21 protein-coding genes are annotated in these 24,281 nt (G+C 63.5%); 14 read left to right on the top strand and 7 right to left on the bottom strand.

Annotated elements, in window-relative coordinates:
- The first annotated feature begins 141 nt into the window (after positions 1–141).
- Positions 142–1,221 carry a tartrate dehydrogenase gene (locus QUH67_RS26225; RefSeq protein WP_300942270.1) on the top strand — a complete coding sequence of 360 codons (1,080 nt, stop codon included), beginning with the start codon at positions 142–144 and terminating at the stop codon, positions 1,219–1,221.
- Positions 1,222–1,407: 186 nt separating this feature from the next.
- On the opposite strand, the gene QUH67_RS26220 is transcribed toward QUH67_RS26225, so the two are convergent.
- The 5 genes from QUH67_RS26220 to QUH67_RS26200 all read right to left on the bottom strand — a co-directional run bounded on the left by QUH67_RS26220 (position 1,408) and on the right by QUH67_RS26200 (position 6,230).
- On the bottom strand, positions 1,408–2,052 hold the full coding sequence (locus QUH67_RS26220) for a suppressor of fused domain protein (RefSeq protein WP_300942269.1): 645 nt from the start codon (positions 2,050–2,052) through the stop codon (positions 1,408–1,410).
- 343 nt (positions 2,053–2,395) lie between these two features.
- Positions 2,396–2,686, bottom strand: a complete 291-nt coding sequence (locus QUH67_RS26215) for a DUF3551 domain-containing protein (protein WP_300942268.1) — start codon at positions 2,684–2,686, stop codon at positions 2,396–2,398.
- A gap of 384 nt (positions 2,687–3,070) precedes the next feature.
- Positions 3,071–3,985, bottom strand: a complete 915-nt coding sequence (locus QUH67_RS26210; protein ID WP_300942267.1) for an NAD(P)-dependent oxidoreductase — start codon at positions 3,983–3,985, stop codon at positions 3,071–3,073.
- Between the two features lie 37 nt (positions 3,986–4,022).
- Positions 4,023–5,273 (bottom strand): Zn-dependent hydrolase, encoded by a 1,251-nt coding sequence (locus tag QUH67_RS26205; protein ID WP_300942266.1) that lies wholly within the window; start codon positions 5,271–5,273, stop codon positions 4,023–4,025.
- Positions 5,274–5,312: 39 nt separating this feature from the next.
- The gene (locus tag QUH67_RS26200) at positions 5,313–6,230 is read right to left on the bottom strand and encodes a LysR family transcriptional regulator (RefSeq protein WP_300942265.1); all 918 of its coding nucleotides are present in this window, start codon (positions 6,228–6,230) and stop codon (positions 5,313–5,315) included.
- Between the two features lie 120 nt (positions 6,231–6,350).
- Between QUH67_RS26200 and QUH67_RS26195 the strand changes: the two genes are divergently transcribed.
- From QUH67_RS26195 to QUH67_RS26170, 6 genes are all read left to right on the top strand, one after another.
- Positions 6,351–7,172: a putative hydro-lyase gene (locus tag QUH67_RS26195; RefSeq protein ID WP_300942264.1), complete on the top strand. Its 822-nt coding sequence runs from the start codon at positions 6,351–6,353 to the stop codon at positions 7,170–7,172.
- An 80-nt stretch (positions 7,173–7,252) separates the two neighbouring features.
- Positions 7,253–8,497, top strand: coding sequence for an ABC transporter substrate-binding protein (locus tag QUH67_RS26190; protein WP_300942263.1), 1,245 nt, complete (start codon positions 7,253–7,255; stop codon positions 8,495–8,497).
- Positions 8,498–8,705: 208 nt separating this feature from the next.
- Positions 8,706–9,584, top strand: a complete 879-nt coding sequence (locus tag QUH67_RS26185) for a branched-chain amino acid ABC transporter permease (RefSeq protein ID WP_300942262.1) — start codon at positions 8,706–8,708, stop codon at positions 9,582–9,584.
- The gene (locus QUH67_RS26180; protein WP_300942261.1) at positions 9,584–10,564 is read left to right on the top strand and encodes a branched-chain amino acid ABC transporter permease; all 981 of its coding nucleotides are present in this window, start codon (positions 9,584–9,586) and stop codon (positions 10,562–10,564) included. Before QUH67_RS26185 ends, QUH67_RS26180 begins: the two co-directional genes overlap by 1 nt.
- Complete coding sequence (locus QUH67_RS26175; RefSeq protein WP_300942260.1) at positions 10,561–11,295, top strand: ABC transporter ATP-binding protein; 735 nt, start codon at positions 10,561–10,563, stop codon at positions 11,293–11,295. The genes QUH67_RS26180 and QUH67_RS26175 overlap by 4 nt, the downstream gene beginning before the upstream one ends.
- Positions 11,279–11,983, top strand: a complete 705-nt coding sequence (locus QUH67_RS26170) for an ABC transporter ATP-binding protein (RefSeq protein ID WP_300942258.1) — start codon at positions 11,279–11,281, stop codon at positions 11,981–11,983. The genes QUH67_RS26175 and QUH67_RS26170 overlap by 17 nt, the downstream gene beginning before the upstream one ends.
- 19 nt (positions 11,984–12,002) lie before the next feature.
- Here QUH67_RS26170 and QUH67_RS26165 read toward each other — a convergent pair whose 3' ends face one another.
- Together QUH67_RS26165 and otnC are read right to left on the bottom strand one after the other, a co-directional pair.
- On the bottom strand, positions 12,003–12,593 hold the full coding sequence (locus QUH67_RS26165) for a hypothetical protein (protein WP_300942257.1): 591 nt from the start codon (positions 12,591–12,593) through the stop codon (positions 12,003–12,005).
- A gap of 7 nt (positions 12,594–12,600) precedes the next feature.
- Positions 12,601–13,263: a 3-oxo-tetronate 4-phosphate decarboxylase gene (gene otnC, locus QUH67_RS26160; protein WP_300942256.1), complete on the bottom strand. Its 663-nt coding sequence runs from the start codon at positions 13,261–13,263 to the stop codon at positions 12,601–12,603.
- On the opposite strand from otnC, the gene ltnD reads away from it, so the two are divergent.
- The 7 genes from ltnD to QUH67_RS26125 all read left to right on the top strand — a co-directional run bounded on the left by ltnD (position 13,262) and on the right by QUH67_RS26125 (position 24,109).
- On the top strand, positions 13,262–14,299 hold the full coding sequence (gene ltnD, locus QUH67_RS26155) for an L-threonate dehydrogenase (RefSeq protein WP_300942255.1): 1,038 nt from the start codon (positions 13,262–13,264) through the stop codon (positions 14,297–14,299). The two genes, otnC and ltnD, sit on opposite strands and share 2 nt — an antisense overlap.
- A 26-nt stretch (positions 14,300–14,325) precedes the next feature.
- On the top strand, positions 14,326–15,108 hold the full coding sequence (gene otnI / locus QUH67_RS26150) for a 2-oxo-tetronate isomerase (protein WP_300942254.1): 783 nt from the start codon (positions 14,326–14,328) through the stop codon (positions 15,106–15,108).
- Positions 15,105–16,382 carry a 3-oxo-tetronate kinase gene (gene otnK, locus QUH67_RS26145; protein ID WP_300942253.1) on the top strand — a complete coding sequence of 426 codons (1,278 nt, stop codon included), beginning with the start codon at positions 15,105–15,107 and terminating at the stop codon, positions 16,380–16,382. Before otnI ends, otnK begins: the two co-directional genes overlap by 4 nt.
- Positions 16,383–16,558: 176 nt before the next feature.
- Positions 16,559–18,250: a methyl-accepting chemotaxis protein gene (locus QUH67_RS26140; protein ID WP_300942251.1), complete on the top strand. Its 1,692-nt coding sequence runs from the start codon at positions 16,559–16,561 to the stop codon at positions 18,248–18,250.
- 239 nt (positions 18,251–18,489) lie between these two features.
- On the top strand, positions 18,490–20,520 hold the full coding sequence (locus QUH67_RS26135; RefSeq protein WP_300942250.1) for a methyl-accepting chemotaxis protein: 2,031 nt from the start codon (positions 18,490–18,492) through the stop codon (positions 20,518–20,520).
- Positions 20,521–20,740: 220 nt separating this feature from the next.
- Positions 20,741–22,441 carry a methyl-accepting chemotaxis protein gene (locus QUH67_RS26130; protein WP_300942248.1) on the top strand — a complete coding sequence of 567 codons (1,701 nt, stop codon included), beginning with the start codon at positions 20,741–20,743 and terminating at the stop codon, positions 22,439–22,441.
- A 651-nt stretch (positions 22,442–23,092) separates the two neighbouring features.
- The gene (locus tag QUH67_RS26125) at positions 23,093–24,109 is read left to right on the top strand and encodes a helix-turn-helix domain-containing protein (protein ID WP_300942247.1); all 1,017 of its coding nucleotides are present in this window, start codon (positions 23,093–23,095) and stop codon (positions 24,107–24,109) included.
- Positions 24,110–24,281: the final 172 nt, after the last annotated feature.

Here is a 24,281-nt window from a genome sequence, read left to right as displayed (position 1 = left end):
AAGGGAGCCGCAATTGTTAGGCTCGCGGCGCCGTGGCGGTCAACATTGCAGTGCAGCGTTGCGCAACGGGCGGGTTTGGTCCATTGCAAGGCCATGAAATAAGCGGCATTAGCCGGCCCAGCGAAGACAAGGAAACTCTCGATGAGCAGCGCCAAAAAGCAGTATCGGATCGCGGTCATTCCCGGAGACGGCATCGGCAAGGAGGTGGTTCCGGAGGGCCTGCGCGTGCTGGAGGCGGCCGCGAAAAAGCATGGCGTGGCCGTGCATTTCGACCATTTCGATTTCGCGTCCTGGGACTATTACGAGAAGCACGGCGAGATGATGCCGGAGGACTGGAAGGCAAAAATCGGCAAGCATGACGCGATCTATTTCGGCGCGGTCGGCTGGCCGGCGAAAATCCCGGATCACATTTCGCTGTGGGGCTCGCTGATCAAGTTCCGCCGCGAGTTCGACCAGTACGTCAATCTGCGCCCCGTACGGCTGATGCCCGGCGTGCCGTCGCCGCTCGCCAACCGCAAGCCCGGCGATATCGATTTCTGGGTGGTGCGCGAAAATACCGAGGGTGAGTATTCATCGGTCGGCGGGCGGATGTTCCCGGACACCGACCGCGAATTCGTCACCCAGCAGACGGTGATGACGCGCGTGGGTGTCGATCGTATTTTGAAGTTCGCGTTCGAGCTGGCGCAGTCGCGGCCGAAGAAACATTTGACCTCGGCGACCAAGTCCAACGGCATTTCGATCACGATGCCCTATTGGGACGAGCGCGTCGAGGCGATGGCGAAAAACTATCCGAAGGTGAAGTGGGACAAGTACCACATCGACATTCTCACCGCGAACTTCGTGCTGCATCCGGACTGGTTCGACGTCGTGGTCGGCTCCAATTTGTTCGGCGACATCCTGTCCGATCTCGGCCCGGCCTGCACCGGCACCATCGGCATCGCGCCGTCGGGCAACATCAATCCGGAAGGCCATTTCCCGTCGGTATTCGAGCCGGTGCATGGCTCGGCGCCTGACATCGCAGGGCAGGGCATCGCCAACCCGATCGGCATGATCTGGTCCGGCGCGATGATGCTGGAGCATCTCGGCGAGAAGCAGGCCGCAGCGGCCATCGTCGGCGCCATCGAGCGCACGCTGGGTGAACGCACGTTGCGTACGCGGGATCTCGGCGGCAATGCCGATACGGTTGCGTGCGGCAAGGCGGTCGCGGAGATGGTAGAGTAGGCGATCCCTCATGGTGAGGAGGCGCGCCAGCGCCGTCTCGAACCATGAAGGCACCGATCTCGCCCGTGGCCATCCTTCGAGACGACCGCTCCGCGGTCTCCTCAGGATGAGGGTCGCGTGTGTGGCGCGTAGCTGTCCACCTTCTCCCACAAGGGGAGAAGGAAGAGATCGCCTCCGTTGCGGACACTACACGTACGATTTCCGCGCCGGATCGAAGATCGCGGGATAATCGTTTTCGTCGAGCAGATCGAGAAACGCGTCGAGGCCTTCGCGTTTGATCAATTCATATTCGCGGTCGGAGATCAGGTTGACGGTCAGAATCTCCACCGGGTCGCCGGCGACCTGGAGCGTCTCCGCGATGCGCTGGTCCGGGGCGATGATCGGCGTGAGAAACAGGAATGTTTTGAAATCGGTGCCGGCGACCGGCGGCGCGGGCATCGGCAGGCGGTGTCCGAACCCGAACCAGGTGCTGTCGATGAACGGCACGGTCGCGAGCCAGCGCAGGTTGGTGCTGGTTTCCGTTGTCGCCTCGCGGACATACCACATCAGTTCGGCGCGGCGCCTCACGTCTGCCTGTGACGGAACGGCCATGTGCCGCTCGCTCATGCCGTTGGTCAGGAGAACGTAGCCCTCGTCCGAACCGTCTTCGCAATCCGGCACGAAATCGCGGCCGAAGGCGTGGATGTCGATACGGCTGTCGCCGGGGTCGAGAAACGTATGGTCGCGTTCGCCGAGCTCGCGCTCATAGATCGCAAGCCGTTGCGCATGGAAATCCGCGGCCGCGGTGGGGCTGCCCCGATCGAACAACGGCCTCTTGAAAAGTGATAGCATATGAACCTCATGGACAGCGGCACGCACGACGCTGTCTGTTGTCGCAAGGCACTGTTGCTGGGTTCAAATGCGTCAGCCCGGCGCGATTATTTTATTCTCCGGATGTGGTCGGGCCATGTGGCGCGGAGCGCTCTTCTTCCTTCTCCCCTTTTGGGAAAAGGTTGCGCGAAGCGCCGGATGAGGGGGTCTCTCCACGAGCACCCCTCTCACTTTAGAATTCCCGGAGAGAACCCCTCATCCGCCTACGCTTCGCTCCGGCACCTTCTCCCACAAGGACAAGGGAAGAGCCATCGATCGCTACGATTTCAGTTGGATGATCGGCGAACCCGCCGCGCTCATTCGCTCACCTCGCCGGTACGTGCGAGCGGTAGTTCTTGTCGTGATGATTCAGCCCGTGCGGCTGGAATCCATCCGTACGAAACGCCAACCGCGGATTCTTCGCGCAGAAGGCCGTTGTACCTGACGCCGTCGTCATGCATTGCTGGTAGCTGGTGAATTGGCACAGGCCCGGAAGGCCGTAATTCTTGCCTTGCAGGCAGTAGGCATAATCGTAAGGCGCCGTCGAATGAGCGGATGCCGGAAACGCCGTGAACATGATCGCGACAAATCCTGCGGTTCCAATGATCTTGCGCACTTTGTTATTCTCCCTTGCTGTCTGGTTTGGCCGGTGCAGCGGCGCCCGCTTTGCTGCACCAACCTGTCGTCCGAATCGATTAGCAATTTCGGCAGCGGACCAGACTGTGACAAATGAGCCAAACGGTGCGACACAGTGAATGGGGCATTCACACGCGAATGTGAGAAGATAACGCGGTCGTCATGACGCGTGATTTGACATGCAGAAGCTGCGCGTTGGTGAACGCTTTTTCCCTTGTCCCTTGTGGGAGATGGTGGCGCCAAGCGCCGGATGAGGGATTTCTCACCGAACGTGACTCGCGGAGAGAACCCCTCATTCGTCTCGCTGCCGCTGCGCGCCAGCGATCCACCTTCTCCCACAAGGGGAGAAGGAAGAGGGTCGCGGCTAGTTTCCCTTCGTCACCCGCCGGCAGTGCTCCCACGCCGCGCGCATCAAATTCTCGCTGGCCTCCGGGGTGCGGAAGGCGGAATGCGCCGAGAGCGTCACGTTGTCGAGCTTGGTCAGCGGGTGGTCGGCCGGCAGCGGCTCGATGTTGAAGACGTCGAGACCGGCATGGCGGATCTGGCCTGATTTCAGTGCGTCGATCATGGCTTCCTCGTCAACGATCGCGCCGCGCGCGGTGTTGACCAGGATGACGCCGAGCTTCATGGCCTCGATGCAGGCGCGCGAGACCATGCCGCGCGTCTCGTCGTTGAGCAGCAGATGAATCGAAATCACGTCGCTCTCCGCCAGCAGTTCGTCGAGTTCGACGAAGCTGACTTTCGGATGCTTCTTCGGCGACCGGTTCCAGGCGATGACCCGCATGCCGGCGCCGAGCGCGATGCGCGCGACTTCGGACGCGATGCCGCCGAAGCCGATCAGGCCGAGCGTCTTGCCCGTCAATTGCATGCCGTCGTCGCGCAGCCAGTTGCCGGCGCGGATGCCGCGGTCCATCTTGGCGAGCCCGCGCGCGCCTTCCCACATCAGCGCGATGGCGCATTCCGCCACGGCAGTGTCGCCATAGCCCTTGATCAGATGCACCTCGATGCCGAGCTCGGCGAGTTCTTCCGGGTTCATGTAGCTGCGCGCGCCGGTGCCGAGGAACACGACATGCTTCAGGCCGGTGCACTTCTTCGCGACATCGGTCGGCAGCGCGGTGTGATCGACGATCGCGATCTCGGCGCCATCGAGGATGGCGGGATAATCTTCCGGCTTGATGTCGGGATCCCGGTTGATCCGCACTTCCGGATCGTCTGGCCCCTGAAGCCGCTCAAAAATGACGGCCAGCGATTCATTGGCGTCGACGAAAACTCCGCGCATGGCATGTCCTCAACTATTTATCAGCCTGTCTGGTTTCTCAGGATGCGACGCCAGCGAGCGCCAGCACGGTATGCATCAGCACATTGGCGCCCGCCGCGCAATCGGCCTGCGTGGCGTCTTCGAGTTCGTTGTGGCTGATGCCGTCCTTGCAGGGCACGAACACCATCGCCGCCGGGATCACCGTGTTCAGGTTGCAGGCATCGTGGCCGGCGCCGGAGGTGATGCGGCGATGCGAGTAGCCCAGCATCTTCGCCGCGTTCTCCACCGCGTCCACCAGTTTTGGATTGAAATGCGTCGGCGGCTTGCGCCAGATCAGGTCGAACTGGACCTCGACCTTGCGGCGTGCTGCGATCTCGGCAATGGCAGCGCGCAAATCCTTGTCGAGCGCTTCCATGATGGCGGCGTCCGCGCTGCGGCAGTCGAGCGTGAAGGCGATCTCGCCGGGAATGACGTTGCGCGAGGGATTGGCGATGACGGCCTCGCCGATCGTGCCGACGGCCTTCGGGCCGTGCTTCTTCGCGATCGCCTCCATCGCCAGCACAATTTCCGACAGCGTCGCCAGCGCGTCGCGGCGCAACGGCATCGGCGTCGAACCGGCATGGCTCTCGAAGCCGGTGATCTTGCCGTCGTACCACAGCACGCCCTGGCCGGAATCGACCACGCCGATGGTCTTGTTTTCGGCCTCGAGGATCGGGCCCTGTTCGATGTGCAGTTCGACGAAGCCGGAGAATTTCTGCGTGCCGACCGCGGTGGCGCCGCGATAGCCGATGCTGTCGAGCGCCTCTCCCACCGTGACGCCCTCGGCATCCTTCCGCGACAAAATGTCATCGGTGGTGAAGTCGCCGACATAGGCCGCGGAGGCCATCATCGCCGGCGCGAACCGCGAGCCCTCCTCGTTGGTCCAGTTGCAGATGCAGATCGGCGTCTCGGTTTCGATGCCGGCATCGTTGAGCGTGCGCACCACCTCGAGCGCCGCCAGCGTGCCGAGCACGCCGTCAAACTTGCCGCCGGTTGGTTGCGTGTCGAGGTGGGAGCCGAGGCCGATCGGCGCCTTCGACATGTCGCGGCCCTTGCGCAGGCCGAACATCGAGCCCAGCGTATCGACCTGGACTTCGAGCCCCGCGGCCTCGCAGGCGCTGCGGAACCAGTCGCGCACCTGCTTGTCCTCGGGTCCGAGGGTCAGCCGCCGCACGCCGCCTTTCGGCGTGGCGCCAAATTGGGCGGTTTCGTGAATGGTGCCCCACATCCGGGCGGAATCGATTTGCAGGTTGGAGGCGATTTTGGTCATGGTCGTTCCGGGTTCAAGCGATACGCGAGACACGCTGTTTCAATGACGCGCCTCGCGCGGCGCGTCAACAATGACGCCGCCCTGCGCGAGACTGGCGGCAAGTTCGGCCACGCGTTCCACCGCGACCGTATCCGGGGAGGCCAGCCAGCTCGCCGAAAACGTCAACTGCGGCAGTTGCAGGTTGGTCGACAGCAATTGCAACCGCCTGTCGGCCAATTCGCTTTCGACGATCGCGGTCGGAATAACGGCAATGCCGAGGCCTTCGATCGCCATATGAATGACGGTCGCGATCGACGCGCTGGCGTGCAGTCGCATCGGCGGCAGGTCCGGCCGGTTGAACAGCGAGCGCACGATCTCGTAGGGCGGGGTTTTGCGCGAGAAGGTGATGATGGGAAATGTCGCCAGGTCGTGCACCGTCAGTTGACGGTTGCCGAGTCCGAGCGAAGGGCTGGCGTGAAAGCCGACCGGATAGTCGCACAATGCGCGGTTGCTGACGCCGGGCGCAGTCAGGGGACCGAGCAGGAAGGCGAGCTCAATTTCCTGCGCGAGCAGCCGGTTGCGCAAATTCGAGGTGATGTCGACCTCGATCTCCAGTGAGAGATTTGGATAGGCGTGATTGACGTTCTTGATCAGCTGCGTCAGCCAGGTGTGGACGATGGTCTCCGCGACGCCGAGCCTTAGCACGCCGCGCATCGACGAGCGGTCACCGACCACCGCCAGCATTTCGGAGCGCAGCCCCATCAGCTTCTCGGCATAGACCATCAATTGGCGGCCGCTCGGTGTCGGCAGCACCATGCGGCGGTCGCGCTGCAGGAGCTTGACGCCCACCTCGCGTTCGAGCCCGGCGATCCGCTGCGAGATCGCGGGCTGGGTGGTGTTGAGCTTCTGGGCGGCGCCGCGGAAGCTGCCGAGCGTCACCACCCACATGAAGGTCTCAATTGCCTTGAAATCAGTCATGCACCCTCAGCCTGCAGATTGATAAATCTGAATTATCGAAGACGATTAGAAAAGACGATTAGACATTATCATAGCCATATGCGGGAGTGGATGTCGACAGGATTGGAAGCGGGGACAACGATGACCGGCTTGGCGAGGACGGAGCAACCCAGCCACGATGCGGCGGATTTATCGCCTAGCGTGGCGGCACGGCACGCCTGCCGCAGCGGCATGGCTGATACCACCGCCGGCGTCGCCAACGGTTTCGTCCAGGGCAACCTCGTGATCCTGCCCGAGACGCTCGCGGGGGCGTTTCACCGGTTCTGCCAGCTCAATCCAAAACCGTGCCCGATCATCGGCATGTCAGATGTCGGCGACCCAAGAATCCCTGCGCTCGGCATCGATCTCGACATCCGCACCGACCTGCCGCGCTATCGCGTCTGGCGCGACGGCGAAGTGGTGGAGGAGCCGACCGATGTCCTGGCGCACTGGCGCGACGATCTCGTCGCCTTCGTGCTCGGCTGTTCGTATTCCTTTGAGGAAGCGCTGCTGGCAGAGGGTCTGCCGATCCGCCACATCGAGCGCAAGCTGCGCGTGCCGATGTACCGCACCAATATCGCCTGCGGCTCCGCAGGACCGTTCGCGGGGCCGATGGTGGTGTCGATGCGGCCGTTCAAGCCGGCAGACGCGATACGCGCCGTGCAGATCACCTCGCGCTTTCCCTCGGTGCACGGCGCGCCGGTTCACCTCGGCCATCCCAGGTCGATCGGCATCGCCGACATCGACAAGCCTGATTACGGTGATGCGGTGCCGGTGGGCGCCGACGAAATTCCGGTGTTCTGGGCGTGTGGCGTCACACCGCAATCGGTGATCGCGGCCGCCAGGGTCCCGTTTGCCATTACGCACGCGCCCGGGCTGATGCTGGTGACCGACCTCATGAACAAGCAACTTGCCGTGCTTTGATGCAGTTCATGCTGATCATTTGCGCTCTACCGTAACCGCCAACCGTTTCATCAATAAGTCTCACCATAGGGGATGATGTAATGACCATCACGCGCCGCAATGTGTTGCTTGGAGCCACCGCCGTCGCCGCGCTCGCGCCGATCGCAAGCCGCGCACAAACTTCCGAAGTGGTGATCGGGGTCCTCTATCCACTCTCCGGCGCCAGCGCCCAGCAGGGCGTCGATGCGCAGAAGGCGTACGAGGCGGCGCTCGACGTCATCAACAAGAACCACGAGTTCGACCTGCCGATGGCGAAGGGCGAAGGCCTGTCGGGCCTCGGCGGGGCCAAGATCCGTCTTATCTATGCCGACCACCAGGGCGACCCCCAGAAGGGTCGCGCCGAAGCCGAGCGCCTGATCACGCAAGAGAAGGTCTGCGCGATCGTCGGCACCTATCAGAGTTCAGTCGCCGTCACGGTCAGCCAGACCTGCGAGCGCTATCAGATCCCGTTCCTGTCGGCCGACAACTCGTCGCCGAGCCTGCATACCCGCGGCCTGAAATTCTTCTTCCGCGCCGCGCCCCATGACGAGATGTTCACCAGGGCGATGTTCGACTTCTACGATGCCCTGAAGAAGAAGGGCACCAAGATCGATACGCTGGCGCTGTTCCACGAGGACACGATTTTCGGCACCGACTCCGCCAATGCGCAGATCAAGCTCGCCAAGGAGCGCGGTTACAAGATCGTGGCCGACATCAAGTACCGCTCCAACACGCCGTCACTGTCGGCCGAAGTGCAGCAGCTCAAGGTGGCAAATGCCGACGTGCTGATGCCCTCGAGCTACACCACCGACGGCATTCTGCTGGTCAAGACCATGGCCGAACTCGGCTACAAACCGAACGCCATCGTGGCGCAGGCTGCGGGCTTTTCCGAGAAGGCGCTGTACGACGCCGTCGGCGACAAGCTCGAAGGCGTGATCACCCGTGGCAGCTTTTCGCTCGACCTCGCGGCCAAGCGGCCGATGGTCGGCGCGATCAACGCGCTGTTCAAGGAGAAGTCGGGCAAGGATTTGAACGACAACACGTCGCGCGAGTTCATGGCCCTGATCGTGCTGGCAGACGCCATCAATCGCGCCAAGTCGACCGACGGCGAAAAGATTCGCACCGCGCTGGCCGCGACCGAAATCCCGGGCGAGCAGACCATCATGCCGTGGAAGCGCGTGAAGTTCGACGAGATGGGCCAGAACAACGACGCCGACCCGGTGTTGCTGCAATATCGAGGCGGCAAGTTCGTCACTATTTCACCGCCGCAAGGCGCCGTGGCCGAGCCCGTCTGGCCGATGAAGTAGGCGTCCGCTTTTTTCAGAGACATTACACACACACACACACACACACACACGGCGTCGTCCCTGCGAACGCAGGGACCCATACGCCGAGAAGCATCGGGTTCATCGTGGCCTCACTTCCTTCCTTCAAATGCGAATTCGATGGTTGTGGGTCCCTGCTCCGTGCGCAACCGCGCACCAGGCAGGGACGGCGAGAGATGGGAGGATCCCGTTGACCGCCCAGACCATCATCCAGAGCCTCGCCAGTGGCCTCCTGATGGGGCTGCTCTACGGGCTGATCGCCGTCGGCCTTGCGCTGATATTCGGGCTCATGGACGTCGTGAACTTCGCCCATGGCGAGTTCCTGATGATCGCGATGTATGCGACGTTTTTCCTGTTCGCGTTCTTTGCGATCGATCCCTTGCTGTCGGCGCCGCTGGTCGCCGCGGCGCTGTTCGTGTTCGGGGCGGTCGCCTATCTATTGATCGTGCGCTTCGCCGTGCGCGCCAAAGCCAATGCGGGCATGGTGCAGATCTTCTCGACGTTCGGGCTGGCCATCGTCATGCGCGGGCTGGCGCAGTATTTCTTCACGCCGGACTACCGCAGCGTCACGCATTCCTGGCTCGGCGGCAAGACCGTCTCGATCGGCGGCATTTTCCTGCCCGAGCCGCAATTGATCGGTGCGGCGGTCGCGATCGCAGCCTTCGGCGGGCTCTACTTCTTCATCAACCGCACCGATTTCGGCCGCGCGCTTGAGGCCACCCGTGAGGATGCCGGTGCGGTGGCGCTGGTCGGGATCGACAAGAACAGGGTGTTCGCGCTGGGCTGGGGCCTCGGCGCAGCGCTGGTCGGGCTCGCCGGCGCCATCATGTCGATATTCTTTTATATCTATCCCGACGTCGGCGCCTCGTTCGCGCTGATCGCCTATGTCACGGTAGCGCTCGGCGGCTTCGGCAGCGTGTTCGGCGCCTTCGCCGGCGGCATCATCGTCGGCCTCGTCGAGGCCTCGACCGCCTTGCTGCTACCGCCTTCGCTGAAGGCGGTCGGCATCTACGCGGTCTATCTGCTTGTGGTCTTCGTCCGGCCGCGCGGCCTGTTCGGATCGATGTGATGGATACGGATTTCGCCCGAAGCCGCCGCCGCGACCTCATCGTCGCATTCTGTCTTGCCGCGATCGCAGCCGTGGTGCCGCTGTTCGTCAAGGACGTCTACGTCCAGAACATCATGGTGCTGACGCTGATGTGGGGCGCGCTTTCGCAGAGCTGGAACATTCTCTCCGGCTATTGCGGACAGATCTCGCTCGGTCACGCGCTGTATTTCGGTATCGGCGCCTATACCACGGCATTGCTGTTCACCAAGTTCGGCGTGCTGCCGTGGTTCGGCATGATCGGCGGCGGCGTGATCTCCGCCATCATCGCGATGGCGCTGGGCTATCCCTGCTTCCGCCTGCGCGGACATTACTTCGTCATCGCCACCATCGTCATCGCCGAAATCGGGTTGCTGCTGTTCCACAACTGGGATTGGGCGGGGGCAGCACTCGGCATCGATATTCCCGTGCGCGGCGACAGCTGGCTGAAATTCCAGTTCACGCGCAGCAAGCTGCCGTATTTCTATTTCGCGCTGGCGCTGGCCTGCGTCGCCTGGTTCGTCACCTGGTGGCTTGAGGATTCCAAATGGGGCTATTGGTGGCGCGCGGTAAAGGACAATCCGGACGCCGCCGAGAGCCTCGGTGTCGTCGTGTTCAATTCCAAGATGGGCGCCGCCGCGGTGTCGGCCTTTCTGGTGGCGGTCGGCGGCAGTTTTTACGCACAGTTTGTTTCCTACATCGATCCTGAAAGCGTCATGGGCTTTCAGTTTTCGCTGCTGATGGCGTTGCCCGCGGTGCTGGGCGGCATCGGGACATTGTGGGGGCCGATGCTGGGCGCGGTGATCCTGATCCCCCTGACCGAGCTGACGCGCTCCTTTATCGGCGGCTCGGGTCGCGGCGTCGACCTGATTGTCTATGGCGGCCTGATCATCGCGATTTCGCTGGCGCGACCGCAGGGCCTGGTCGGGCTGTTCACGCCCAAGCGCGAGGAGGCAGCGCGATGACGACGCCACTTCTCGAAACCCGCGGCGTCTGGCAGCGCTTCGGCGGCCTGATCGCCAACAGCGATGTCTCGATCTCGGTCGGGCGCGGCGAGATCGTCGGGCTGATCGGCCCGAACGGTGCCGGCAAGTCGACGCTGTTCAACCTGATCGCGGGCGTGCTGCCGCCGACGCAGGGCTCGATCGTCTTCGACGGCGAGGACGTCACGGCGTTGCCGGCGGCCGTGCGCTGCCAGCGCGGCGTCGGCCGCACGTTTCAGGTGGTCAAGAGTTTTGAGACCATGACCGTCATCGACAACGTGATCGTCGGCGCGCTGGTCCGGTCAACCGTGATGCGCGAAGCCCGCCGCAAGGCGCATCAGGTGCTGGAGTTCTGCGGGCTTGGGCCGCGCGCCAACGTGCTCGCCAGCGATCTGGTGCCTAGCGAGAAGCGCCGGCTCGAAGTCGCCCGCGCGCTGGCGACCGAGCCCAAGCTGCTGTTGCTGGATGAAGTGCTCACCGGGCTCACGCCGGTCGAGGCGAAGACCGGCGTCGATCTGGTGCGCAAGGTGCGCGACACCGGCGTTACCGTGCTGATGGTTGAACACGTCATGGAGATCGTGATGCCGCTGGTCGACCGCGCCATCGTGCTCGACCTCGGCAAGGTTCTGGTCGAGGGCAAGCCGTCCGACGTCGTCCGCGATCCGAAAGTCATCAGCGCCTATCTGGGGGATCGTCATGCTGTCGGTGCATGAAGTCACCACCGCCTATCAGGGGCTGGTCGCGATCTCGGCGGTGTCGATCGAGGTGGCAAAGGGCGAGATTGTCTGCGTCGCCGGCGCCAACGGCGCCGGCAAGTCGACATTGCTGAAATCGATCGCCGGTGCGGAACGTCCGCGCTCCGGCACCGTGTCGTTCGACGGCACAAAGATCGACGGCATGGCGCAGCACGTCATCACTTCGCGCGGCATTGCCTATGTACCGGAAAACCGGCGGCTGTTTCCGCGGCTGTCGGTGCGCGACAATTTGCGGCTCGGCAGCTATCTGTTTCGCGGCCAGGCCGGTCGCGAGGCGCCGCTCGACCTCGTCTTCCAGCTGTTCCCGCGCCTGCAGGAGCGGCTGGAGCAGCGCGCCGAAACGCTCTCCGGCGGCGAACAGCAGATGCTGGCGATCGGCCGCGCGCTGATGACACGGCCAAGGCTTCTGATGCTGGACGAGCCCTCGCAGGGCATCATGCCGAAGCTGGTCGATGAAATCTTCCAGGCCGTGAAGCGCATCCGCGACGCCGGCATGACCGTGCTGATCGTCGAACAGCGCATGTCGGAGTGTCTGGAGATCGCCGACCGCGCCTACATCCTGCAGACGGGGCGCGTGTTGATGCAGGGCAGTGCGGCCGAGATCAGCGCCAATCCGGACGTACGCAAGGCGTATCTGGGGATGTGACGAACGGCCTCGCCGCGCGTTACGGCGTTTCCGCATTTCGCTTTGCCGCAGATGCAGCCATCAACATCTGTTCCACTATCCCTTCGAACTCACTCTTGGCGATCGGGTCCGTCTTGGCAAACTCATCGTAGGGTTTGATCGTTTTGGGCCACCAATGATGGTGGCGGCCCGCTTCATCAAGGACACGAGCCGCCGCTTCAACCTCGGCGTCCGTTGGCCTTGCCGTTAGGGCCAAGCCTACATGATTTGCAGCCGCGAACGCACTTGGTGCCATGAAATCGGCTTCATCTTCATGGACGAAAAGCTTTCCACCAAGGATGAATCCTTGCCACCCTTTGCCGGAGATGGCGTACACATTGAGTCCTGGTTCCATCATCTCGGCGGGGCAGCTGCGGAAATCTCGTAGATGGGCCTGATCAACCAGCGCGATCTCAAATCCTTCGGACCAGGATCTAATCTCCATCGCACGGATGTCGAGAATTAGCACGTCGATGCGGGTATGGTGTTCGTCGGTCTTTCCACTTCTCAGCAGAAGGGGACCGTGGCCTGCCCCATAGCCAATCACCCAGAACTTTCTACTGGACTTGAAGCATTTGAGATTGGTTTGCATGGGATGACTATGTGTGATCGTGAGTTTCGGGCAGCGTCAGCCCAAACACTTTCGTCAAATCCTTCACCTGCTCCGGCGACAGATACTTTGGGTTCAGCCCGCGCAGCAGCAGATACAGCTTCGCCGTTTCTTCCAGTTCTTCGATCGCAAATACCGCGGCCTCCAGCGTGTCGCCTGACACCACGGGGCCGTGATTGGCGAGCAGGACGGACGAGTATTTCCCGGCCAGCCCCTTGATCGCGTCGGCGACCGCGGGATCGCCCGGGCGGTAATAGGGCACGAGGGCGGTATGGCCGCATTTCATCAAGTAGTAGGGTGTCATCGGCGGCAGCGCGGCGCGGGGGTCGATCTCGGGGAGCATCGATAGCGCCACCGAATGGGTCGAGTGCAGATGGACCACGGCGCGGGCGGCGCTGCGGGTCTGGTAGAGGGCGGTGTGCAGCGGCACTTCCTTGGTGGGGGCGTCGCCGGAAGTCAGCTTGCCGTCGGGGTCGAGCCGCGACAACCGCGCGGGGTCGAGGAAGCCGAGCGAGGCGTTGGTCGGCGTCACCAGCCAGCCGCCGTCGTCAAGTTTCACGCTGATATTGCCGGAGGAGCCCGGCGTCAGGCCGCGCTCGAACAGCGAGCGGCCGAGGCGGCAGATTTCCTCGCGAATCCTGGTTTCGCCCATGCACCTCGCCCTGTTTGCTCGACCTTTTCCCACGCTTTGGCAGCGCGGCCAAGCCGTGATACCCAAGAGGCAATACCGCCGACCGGATCGCGGTCAAAATGAAACATTGAGGGACCGCCGAATGCCAGAATCCGCCAAACCGCGCGTTGCCGTGATCGGGCTGGGCTCGATGGGGTTCGGCATGGCGACCTCGCTGCGCCGCGCCGGGCTCGAAGTGACCGGCTGCGACGTCTCGGCGGACTCCGTGGCGCGGTTCGTGGCGGATGGCGGCAAGGGCGCCGGTACGCCGGCGGAAGCTGCCAAAACGGCTGACATCGTGGTCAGCGTGGTCGTCAACGCCGCCCAGACCGAGACCATTTTGTTCGGCGCTGATGGCGTCGCGGAAACGCTTGGGAAGGGCGCAGTATTCATTTCTTCGGCGACCATGGATCCCGATGTCGCGCGCCGGTTGGCAAAGCAGTTGGAAACGAGCGGGCGACTTTATCTGGATGCGCCGATCTCGGGCGGCGCGCAGCGCGCGGCGCAGGGCGAACTCACGATCCTGGCGTCCGGCAGTCCGGCGGCCTTTGCCAAAGCGCGACCGGCGCTCGATGCGATGGCGGCCAAGCTCTACGAGCTCGGCGACGACGCTGGCCAAGGCGCCGCGTTCAAGATGATCAACCAGCTGCTCGCCGGCGTGCATATCGCCGCCGCCTCGGAGGCGATCGCGTTCGCCGCGAAGCAGGGCCTCGACATCCGAAAAGTCTATGAGGTGATTACGGCGTCCGCCGGCAATTCCTGGATGTTCGAGAACCGCATGCCGCACGTGCTCGAGGGCGATTACACACCACGCAGCGCGGTCGAGATTTTTGTAAAGGACCTCGGCATCATCCAGGACATGGCGCGCTCGCAGAAATTCCCGGTCCCGGTCGCGGCCGCAGCACTGCAGATGTTCTTGATGACCGCCGCATCGGGCATGGGCCGCGACGACGACGCCTCGGTGGCGCGGATGTACGCTCGGGTCACCGGCACGCATCTGCCGGGTGAGCCGAACTAGAGCCAAGATCAAGAAGGAGACGCTCTATGCCCCGCTTTGCAGCCAACCTCTCCATGATGTTCACCGAAGTTCCGTTCCTCGACCGTTTCGAGGCGGCGGCGAAAGCGGGCTTCACCGCGGTCGAATTCCTCTTTCCCTACGATCATCCGGCGAACGCCGTCGGCGAGCGGTTGAAAAAGAACGGCCTGACGCAGGCGCTGTTCAACCTGCCGCCGGGCAATTGGGACGCCGGCGAAAAGGGTTTCGCCGCGCTGCCCGAGCGGTTTGACGATCTGAAGCGCAGTCTGGAGACGGCGCTGCCGTACGCCAAGGCGACGGGCGTCAAGCGGCTGCATCTGATGGCTGGCATCGCCAACCGCAGCGAGGCCAAAGCCGTCGAGCAGTTTTATAAATCAGTGGCATGGGCGGCTGAATTCTATGCGCCGCACGGTCTCGACGTCGTGATCGAGCCGATCAACGCCCGCAACGTGCCCGGCTACTTCCTCAACGATTTCGGCTTTGCGCGCGATCTGATCACCGAGCTGAAGATTCCGAACCTGAAACTGCAGTTTGATATCTATCACTGCCAGATCATCCATGGCGACGTCACCATGCGGCTGCGCGAGATGATGCCGATTATCGGACACACCCAGATCGCCAGCATTCCCTCGCGCAACGAGCCGGATGGCGAGGAGCTGAACTATCCCTTCCTGTTCGCCGAGCTCGACCGGCTCGGCTATGGCGGCTTCGTCGGTTGCGAGTACAACCCGCGGGCTAAGACCACCGACGGCCTCGGCTGGTTCAAGCCTTATGCCGGAGCAAAGCCGTGAAACTGTCTCTGGGCTGCATCGCCGACGACTACACCGGCGCCTCCGACCTCGCCAACACGCTGACCCGTCAGGGCCTGCGCACGGTGCAGACCATCGGCGTGCCGCCCGACGATCTCGCGCTGCCGGAGGTCGATGCCGTCGTGGTGTCGCTCAAGAGCCGTTCGATCCGGGCGGACGCGGCGGTCGAGCGCTCGCGCGCGGCCGAGAAATGGCTGCGCGGACGCGGCGCGGGCCATGTGCTGTTCAAGATCTGCTCGACTTTCGATTCCACCGAAGCCGGCAATATCGGCCCGGTGATGGATGCGCTGCGCGCGGATTGCGGCGACGCGATCGTGCTGGTGACGCCCGCCTTTCCGGAAACCGGCCGCACCGTCTATCAGGGCAATCTGTTCGTCGGTTCCGTGCCGTTGAACGAAAGCCCGCTGAAGGACCACCCGCTCAATCCGATGCACGACTCCAACCTGGTGCGGGTGCTGGCGCGCCAGAGCCAGACCAGCGTCGGGCTGGTGGATCTCGCCACGCTGTCGCGCGGCGCGGCTGCGGTGCGCGCGCGACTCGCGGAGCTGGCGGGCAAGGGCATCGGCGCGGCCGTCATCGACGCCGTGTTCGACCGCGATCTCGAAACCATCGGCGGCGTTGCGCTGGACCATCGGCTGTCGGTTGGCGCCTCCGGCATCGGTCTCGGCCTCGCCCGGGCGCTGGTCGCCTCCGGCAAGGTCAAATCAGGGGTGGCGGGCGCGGCGACCGCCGCGCCGGTCGGCGGACCGGCGGCGTGCCTGGCCGGGAGTTGCTCGCAGGCGACGCTGGCCCAGGTTAGTAACGCCGAAAAGACCATGGCCGTGCTCCGCCTCGATCCTGAGCAGGTCCTCGCCGGACCCGGCGAGGTGCGTCGCGCGCTGGCCTGGGCGGGCGAACGAATCAGTGCCGGACCGATCCTGATCGCTTCGAGCGCGACGCCGGATCAGGTTGTAGCTCTGCAATCACGGCATGGCCGCGATGCAGCCGGGCATGCCATTGAGCAGGCGATGGCGGACGTTGCGGAGGGCCTGGTGCGTTCCGGCGTGCGGCGGCTGGTGGTCGCCGGTGGTGAAACGTCAGGCGCCGTGGTCGATCGCTTGCGCGTTCCCGGATTCGTCGTCGGGACGGAAATCGCTGCAGGAGTGCCGGTTTTGCGCGCCGTGGGCGCCGCGCAGGGCGACATGCTGCTTGCCTTGAAATCGGGCAATTTCGGCGGTCCTGATTTTTTTGCCGATGCGCTGAAGCTGATGCGCTGATCGGATTGCAGACATCGATGTTCCGGTGAGGCGCGAGCCGCGCCGGTGATCTTGCCGCCGCGCGTTAACTCTACCTCAGGGCGTATCGTGTTTGATGCCGGGACGCATCCTCCGCCCTCCTTCCGCGCCATCCTCCGGCGTGCGCTCTGCGCGCCCAAGATCAAGAGACCGGAACCATGCTCTCAAGGTATTCCATCCGCACCAAGATCGTCGCCGTGGTCGCCTTTCTGCTCGCCGCCATGGTGTGCATGGGGCTGCTTGCAGTCCGGAACATGCAAGCAATCAACGCCAACACGGTGGACATCGCCACGAGCTGGTTGCCGAGCGTGCGCGTGCTGGGTGACCTGCGGGCCGGAGTCATCAGCTATCGAAACGTGATCCGCGATCACATGCTGGCCGAGACGCTGGACGAGAAACTGGCGACGGAAAAGACGCTGGCCGAGGTGATCGAGGCCAATAACAGGATCCGTGCCGCCTATGAGCCGCTGATCACTTCGGCGGAAGAACGCGCGCTGTATGACGAGTGGGCGCAGCTCTGGGACAAGTACCGCAGGGGCAGCCGGGAAGTCATGGAGCTGTCCCGCAATGCGGCCGGCCAGATGCCCACCGAAGCCAACGACCTGAATGCGACGACCGTGAACAAGATCGGACTCCAGGCCGATGCTGTTCTGAAGAAGAGCATCGACCTCAACAACGCGGGCGCCGACAAGGCGGCGCGGGAAGCGGCCGGCAGCTACGACGCCGCCTTCATCATGCTGGCCGTGCTGCTCTCCACGGCCGTGTTGATCGGCATCGGCGTCAGCTACTATCTGGTCGGCGACGTATCCGACGGCATTGCCTCCATCGTCTCGCCGATGCAGGCGCTGGGCAACGGCGATCTGGCCGTGAAGGTGCCGCATCAGGGTGAGAAAACCGAGATCGGCGCGATGGCCGATGCCCTGCAGGTTTTCAAGGACGCATTGATCGCCAAGAAGGCGGCCGACGAAGCCGCAGCCGCCGACGCCGAAGCCAAGATCGAGCGCGGCCGCCGCGTCGACGGCATTACCCGTAATTTCGAAACCGTGATCGGCGAGATCGTGCAGACGGTGTCGTCGGTTTCGACGCAGCTCGAGGCTTCCGCAGACACGCTGTCGGCCACCGCCGAGCGGTCGCAGGCGCTCACCGCAATGGTGGCGTCGGCTTCCAGCGAAGCCTCAGCCAACGCGCAGTCGGTGGCATCGGCGACCGAAGAGCTTTCGTCCTCGGTCACCGAAATCGGCCGCCGGGTGCAGGAATCGGCGCGGATGGCGACCGATGCGGTGGGGCAGGCCCGCACCACCAACGACCGGGTCAGCGAATTGTCCAAGGCGGCGAGCCGCATCGGCGACGTGGTCGAACTGATCAACACCATCGCCGGCCAGACCAATCTGCTGGCGCTCAACGCCACCATCGAGGCGGCGCGCGCCGGCGAGGCCGGCCGCGGCTTCGCCGTCGTGGCGTCGGAAGTAAAGGCGCTCGCGGAACAGACGGCCAAAGCCACCGGCGAGATCAGCCAGCAGATCACCGGCATCCAGGGCGCGACCCAGGAGTCGGTGAACGCCATCAAGGAAATCAGCGGCACCATCGAACGGCTGGCGGAGATTTCCTCGGCGATCGCGGCGGCCGTGGAAGAGCAGGGCGCGGCGACCCAGGAAATTTCACGCAACGTGCAGCAGGCGGCGCGCGGGACCCAGCAGGTCTCCGCCAATATTTCCGACGTGCAGCGCGGTGCCGGCGAGACCGGCGCCGCTTCCTCGCAGGTGCTGTTGGCGGCGCGGTCGCTGTCGGGCGACAACCATCGCCTGAAGCTCGAGGTCGGCAGGTTTCTGGAGTCGGTTCGGGCGGCCTGACGAGCCGCCGGCAAACGAAAGGCCCGGCTCCCAGCATGGGAATTCGGGCCTTTCTCGCTATACGAGAAGTCGGAAGGGGTGCAACCGGACTTGATATCCGTACTTTCACGCAAGCGGAAATTAACCGGTCCCCCCTACGCTAGTCTGCATCATCGGGATTTCGTGCGCGTAGGTTGCGGGCGCCTTCGGCCGCAGATCCCGTCTCCGGAAAACCTGCTTAAGAATTTGGGGTCGTCGACATGATCAAGCTCAACCGTATCGGAAACAAACTGGGCTTGGCCGGCGTGCTTGGCGTGCTGCTGGCGATCGGGATGGTCGCCAACCAGATGATCACCGAGGCGAGGATCGAGGAAGGCAGCGAACGTGCGACCCGATCGCAGCGGATCGCCGACAATTCGCTTTCCGCGCATATCGACCTGCGCAAGGTGCAGCTCGCCGCTGCCGCCGTCAGGCTGGCGCGAAGCCCGGCCGAGGTCGAAAAGACCATGGCGGATCTGCAGCGCTACAAGGCGAGTCAGGCCAAGGAACTCGATGCAGCACTCGCGACCGCGCAACGTTCTGATGCCAGGGAGAGGTTGCAGAAGATCAAGGATCTGATGGACGGCTTTACTGCCGCCGTGGAAGACTTGGCGAAAGCGCAGATCACGCTGCTGTCGCAGATCGACAAGCGCTCGGTGGTCTCGGACGAATGGACCAAGGCCGTCGCCGCCCAGCTCGGTTCGCCGGCCATGGCGAAGCTCGACAATCGCCTCGATATCGAACGTCTGCTGTTTCAGGCCGACGCCAGGGTGAACGCGCTGCGCGCGGCGGCCTGGAAGCTCGGAACCACCGGCGACGCCAATCTGGTGACCGAGATGGGCAAGATCGTGGCCTCGCTGAAGGACGTTTTCAACAAGCTGCGCGGCGAGGCGGACGACCGCGATCTGCTGGTGGTGGTCTCCAATCTGTCTTCGATCGTCACGCGTTTCCTGGCGGCCAACGAGGAGTCCGTGAAGACCGAGCAGATCAAGAACGACATCATCGCCAACCGCACGGTGAAGGCGGCTGCCGACGTCGCCGATCTGATGGAGGCCACCGTCACCGGCGCGCAGCAGGATGCCAGAACCTCCAAGGACGAGGTGATGGCCGATACCGAGCGCGCCAACCGCATCAACATGATCATGGCCATCGTGGTCGTGCTGTCGCTGATCGCCTCCGTCGTGTTCTCCTTCCTTGGGGTTGCCCGTCCGATGACGCTCCTGAACGGTGCGCTGGGCAGGATGGCCGCCGGCGACCTCGACGTCGAGATCCCCGGGGCCGGCCGCGGCGACGAGATCGGCGACCTCGCCAAGACCGTGACCGTCATTCGCGAGAACGCCGAACACAAGGCGCGCGAAGAAGCCGAGGCCAAGGTCCAACAGGATCTGGCTGCGGCGCAGCGGCGCAAGCAGGAAATGATCAAGCTCGCCGACGATTTCGAAGGCGCGGTCGGCAACATCGTGGAGACCGTGTCCTCGGCATCGACCCAGCTCGAAGCCGCCGCCGGCACGCTGACGGCGACCGCCGAACGCGCTCAGGAACTGACGACGATGGTGGCCGCGGCTTCCGAGGAAGCCTCCACCAACGTGCAGTCGGTGGCTTCCTCGACCGAGGAGATGGCCTCGTCCATCACCGAAATCGGCCGCCAGGTTCAGGAATCGGCGCGGATGGCCAATGAGGCCGTCGACCAGGCCCGCACCACAAACAACCGGGTCAGCGAATTGTCGAGGGCTGCAGCCCGCATCGGCGCGGTGGTCGAACTGATCAACACCATCGCCGAACAGACCAATTTGCTGGCGCTCAATGCCACCATCGAGGCGGCGCGCGCCGGCGATGCCGGCCGCGGTTTTGCCGTCGTGGCGTCCGAGGTCAAGGCGCTGGCGGAGCAGACCTCCAAGGCGACCGGCGAGATCGGCCAGCAGATCACCGGCATTCAGGCGGCGACCGAGGAGTCCGTCGGCGCGATCCAGGCCATCAGCACCACGATCGAGAAGCTGTCGGAGATTTCCTCGACCATCGCGGCCGCGGTGGAAGAGCAGGGCGCGGCGACGCAGGAAATCTCCCGCAACGTGCAGCAGGCTGCCCGGGGCACCCAGCAGGTCTCCGCCAACATCACCGACGTGCAGCGCGGCGCCGGCGAGACCGGCTCGGCCTCGTCGCAGGTACTGTCCTCGGCCCAGTCGCTGTCGTCCGACAGCGGCCGCCTGAAGCACGAGGTCGGCAAGTTCCTGAATTCGGTGCGCGCGGCGTAACAACCGATCAATTGCAGGCCAAAGGCCCGTCCCTGAATAGGGACGGGCTTTTTGCGTTCGGGGATTCGGCAACCCTCCTGGCGGCCTCCTTGGTAAGCGGAAGCCCCGTGGAACTGCGGAAGTCCCGTAGAACTACGGATCGTAAATTAACGGGAAGAGAATCGCTGACATCTACGATTCCGTGCATCGAGGCGGACGGCCCGCCCTGCGGAGATCAAACATGCTTGCAATGGTACGTCAGGCCAGGATGTCGATTGGCCGAAAAATCTATGCCCTCATCTGCCTCAGCTTCGCGGGCCTCCTGTGCGTAGCCTTTCTCGATTCGCGCGAACTTGCATCGAGCCTCGATCAGCAGAAACAGATTGAACTGCAGCATCTCGGCGAACTCGCGCTCGGCATCGTCAAGGAAGAGCACGCCGCGGCGCAAAAAGGCGGCGTTTCGGACGCCGACGCTCAGAAGCGCGCCATGGCGCGGGTTGCGGGACTGCGTTACGGCAGCAACGATTACTTCTGGATCAACGACATGCATCCGAAAATGGTGATGCATCCGATCAAGCCGGAAATGAACGGCAACGATCTATCGAGCTACAAGGATCCGAACGGCAAGCTGTTGTTCGTCGATTTCGTCAATGCGGTCAAAAAGGCCGGGTCGGGTTTCGTTCCCTATGAGTGGCCCAAGCCAGGCTTCGACAAGCCCCAGCCGAAACTGTCCTATGTGGTCGGCTTTGCGCCCTGGAACTGGGTGATCGGGACCGGCGTCTACATCGACGACCTGAAGGCTCAGGCGTGGGTATCGATCCAGCGCTCCCTGATCATTGTCGGCGTGGTCCTGCTATTCATCCTTGTGGTGTCCATGTTCGTTGCACGCAGCATCACCGCTCCGTTGCAGCGGATGACCGTCACGATGAATGATCTTGCCGGCGGCAACCTTGACGTCGAAGTGCCCGGCATCGGCCGCGGCGACGAGATTGGCGAGATGGCCAAGGCGGTCGAAGTGTTCAAGAGCAATGCCGTCGCCCGCCAGTCGCTGGAGGCCGAGCAGCGTGCGGCCGAGAGCCGCGCCGTCGCAAGCCGGAAGGCGGACATGCACAAGATGGCCGACGATTTCGAAGCTGCGGTCGGCCGGATCGTTGAGACCGTGTCGTTTGCGTCCAGTCAGCTCGAGGTTTCGGCGGGCACGCTTACGTCGACGGCGGAACGCTCGCAGAAACTCGCGACCACGGTCGCGGCGGCCTCCGAGGAGGCGTCGACCAACGTGCAGTCGGTGGCATCGGCCACCGAAGAGATGGCGTCGTCCGTCAACGAGATCAGCCGTCAGGTGCAGGCATCGGCGCGGATGGCGACCGACGCCGTGGAACAGGCGCGCACGACCAACGACCGCGTCAGTGAATTGTCGAAAGCCGCCACCCGCATCGGCGATGTCGTCGAACTGATCAACACCATCGCGGGACAGACCAACCTGCTGGCGCTCAACGCCACCATCGAGGCGGCGCGCGCCGGTGAAGCAGGCCGCGGCTTCGCGGTCGTGGCGTCCGAGGTAAAGGCGCTGGCCGAGCAGACCGCAAAGGCGACCGGCGAGATCGGTCAGCAGATCACCGGTATCCAGGCGGCGACTCAGGAATCGGTTACCGCGATCCAGGCGATCAGCGGCACCATCGAGAAGCTGTCCGAGATCTCGTCGACCATCGCAGCCGCGGTGGAGGAGCAGGGCGCCGCCACACAGGAAATATCCCGCAACGTGCAGCAGGCGGCGACGGGTACCCAGCAGGTATCCTCCAATATTGGCGACGTGCAGCGCGGCGCCAGCGAGACCGGATCGGCGTCCTCGCAGGTGCTGGGGGCGGCGCAATCGCTGTCGGCCGATAGCAATCGCCTCAAGCTGGAAGTCGGCAGGTTCCTGAATTCGGTACGGGCGGCGTAACGACCGGCACATCGCCGGACAACGGGCCTGGGTCCGAACAGGACGGGCCTTGTTCTGGACTCGCGGCAGCGGCGCTCGCGCCCGCCGTGTTCGTACGGCGTCCGAACTTAAGTCATCATAAGTATTTGAGATTATTTTCCAAGGCCTGCCCGGCGTCTTCGCAGGTGTTTCGGTCGCGACAATTGTTCGCTGCCAGGGCCGCCTCGATCTCGAGGTCGACAGGTTCTCAGACCAGGAGCGTGCGGCTTTGGCGCGTTGCCCCTGGTCCGGAGCCCGCGCCTCACGCCAGCATTGCGAACTGAAGTTTGGAAATGAAAGCGGCCCTCAGCCGGCCTTGTTGTTCGGCTGTATGAGGCGCGGGAGACACCCTTGGATCGCAAGAAAGCCGATTGCGGCATGGGCCGAACAATCGCCCTGCGTGAAACTGGTGCTGGATGTGGCCGGCGAGTTTCGGAAATCGGGAGAACTCGGTACAGTACGAGGGCATCGCGATGAAGCTGATGCCGGACCGAATGCCTTTTTTTTCCGTTGCGATGTATTTCGCGTCAATGAAGAAAAGCCAGGACCAAGGACGCTTCATCCGACAGCAAGATGATTCAAGGCATTCGCACGTCATGCGCGCACGATCCTTCTCAATCCCGGCTGCCCCCCTTGTTCGTCGTTGCGACGATCGCCGCCGACGACTCGGGTGAGCGCCGCGTGTCATTGCTCGATGAACTCGTTGACTCCGAATTCGTGAAGATCAGCCGGTCTCCCGATTTCGATAATTTGCGGAGCATTGACGGGCTGGGCGAGGCAAACAGCATTCCGCTCGATTGCAGGGAATTCGCTGCTTCGTTCGCCTCGCTGCGGCTGAATGGCTGCACGATATACCTGCAACGCACGTTTCCGCGCATCCTCCAGATGCAATATTCCACGGCAGGGGCGATCGTCGGTCTGCTCATGGAAGATGCGGCCTCCCTGATCCTGAATGGCCAGGAGGCCCGCGGTGCCGCCTTCCTGCTGGTCAAGGGCAAAGCGAAATGCGAGATCGTCGAACCGCAGCCCAATCTGGTCGCCTTCGTGAACTTCGATACGATCGACGATCGCGGTTGGCCGGGCGAGATCGACAGCGCCCAGGTGATTGCGACGGAGCCCGACAAAGTCGATGCGCTTCGCACGACCTTGCGCGATGCGCTACATCTCGCGTCGCATTCGCCCGATACGCTGGTTCAAACCGGGGTGATCGAGTGTATCGAGGAATCCATCCTGCAGGCGCTCGATCTGGCGATGGCCGCTGCTTCGCCGGCAACGGAGTCTCGCCGTCTCAGCCTCAGCCATTACCTGTCGCTGGTCCAGAAGTTCGACGAGTTCGTCGCCGTCAACGCCGGCAAGACACTTTACAGCGCCGACGTGGCGCGGCAGTTCGGGGTCTCGGTGAGGACGCTGCACAACGCCGTGGTTGCGATACGCGGCATGAGCATGCATCGCTACATGCGGTTGCGCCGGTTGTGGAGCGTGCGCCAGCAACTGCTGCGGGGGGAGCCGCCGCAATCGATCAAGGCCGTCGCCCTCATGAACGGATTCTGGCATATGGGCGAGTTCACGGCGCTGTACCGCGAGTTGTTCGGCGAAGCGCCGCAGCAGACCCTGGCCGCAGCGCGGCAACAGTCGGGTGAACCGTCATGATGCCGGCGAGGCGCGCCGCCGGTCCGTAGTTCTACCGATGTCCTGGTCGTGTTGCTTGAGCGCTGATCGACCAGCGGATGGAATCCGGCGCGCATCCGGACACCGTGTTTACACGGTCACGAATGTTAATCTTCCGTTGGAGGTGTCCTGCGATATCTCTGGAACGCGGAAG

Origin of the sequence: Bradyrhizobium roseum (assembly GCF_030413175.1) — a bacterium.
In the GTDB taxonomy this organism is placed as follows: domain Bacteria; phylum Pseudomonadota; class Alphaproteobacteria; order Rhizobiales; family Xanthobacteraceae; genus Bradyrhizobium; species Bradyrhizobium roseum.
This window is presented reverse-complemented; position numbering and strand designations above follow the sequence as displayed.

Bases quoted from the DNA above. Each gene is read 5' to 3' on its own strand.
- QUH67_RS26165 (WP_300942257.1), bottom strand. From the start codon at position 12,593: ATGCAAACCAATCTCAAATGCTTCAAGTCCAGTAGAAAGTTCTGGGTG.
- otnC (WP_300942256.1), bottom strand. From the start codon at position 13,263: ATGGGCGAAACCAGGATTCGCGAGGAAATCTGCCGCCTCGGCCGCTCG.
- QUH67_RS26220 (WP_300942269.1), bottom strand. From the start codon at position 2,052: ATGCTATCACTTTTCAAGAGGCCGTTGTTCGATCGGGGCAGCCCCACC.
- QUH67_RS26195 (WP_300942264.1), top strand. From the start codon at position 6,351: ATGACCGGCTTGGCGAGGACGGAGCAACCCAGCCACGATGCGGCGGAT.
- QUH67_RS26135 (WP_300942250.1), top strand. From the start codon at position 18,490: ATGATCAAGCTCAACCGTATCGGAAACAAACTGGGCTTGGCCGGCGTG.
- QUH67_RS26175 (WP_300942260.1), top strand. From the start codon at position 10,561: ATGACGACGCCACTTCTCGAAACCCGCGGCGTCTGGCAGCGCTTCGGC.
- otnI (WP_300942254.1), top strand. From the start codon at position 14,326: ATGCCCCGCTTTGCAGCCAACCTCTCCATGATGTTCACCGAAGTTCCG.
- QUH67_RS26205 (WP_300942266.1), bottom strand. From the start codon at position 5,273: ATGACCAAAATCGCCTCCAACCTGCAAATCGATTCCGCCCGGATGTGG.
- QUH67_RS26170 (WP_300942258.1), top strand. From the start codon at position 11,279: ATGCTGTCGGTGCATGAAGTCACCACCGCCTATCAGGGGCTGGTCGCG.
- QUH67_RS26130 (WP_300942248.1), top strand. From the start codon at position 20,741: ATGCTTGCAATGGTACGTCAGGCCAGGATGTCGATTGGCCGAAAAATC.
- QUH67_RS26200 (WP_300942265.1), bottom strand. From the start codon at position 6,230: ATGACTGATTTCAAGGCAATTGAGACCTTCATGTGGGTGGTGACGCTC.
- QUH67_RS26140 (WP_300942251.1), top strand. From the start codon at position 16,559: ATGCTCTCAAGGTATTCCATCCGCACCAAGATCGTCGCCGTGGTCGCC.
- ltnD (WP_300942255.1), top strand. From the start codon at position 13,262: ATGCACCTCGCCCTGTTTGCTCGACCTTTTCCCACGCTTTGGCAGCGC.
- QUH67_RS26225 (WP_300942270.1), top strand. From the start codon at position 142: ATGAGCAGCGCCAAAAAGCAGTATCGGATCGCGGTCATTCCCGGAGAC.
- QUH67_RS26210 (WP_300942267.1), bottom strand. From the start codon at position 3,985: ATGCGCGGAGTTTTCGTCGACGCCAATGAATCGCTGGCCGTCATTTTT.
- QUH67_RS26180 (WP_300942261.1), top strand. From the start codon at position 9,584: ATGGATACGGATTTCGCCCGAAGCCGCCGCCGCGACCTCATCGTCGCA.
- QUH67_RS26190 (WP_300942263.1), top strand. From the start codon at position 7,253: ATGACCATCACGCGCCGCAATGTGTTGCTTGGAGCCACCGCCGTCGCC.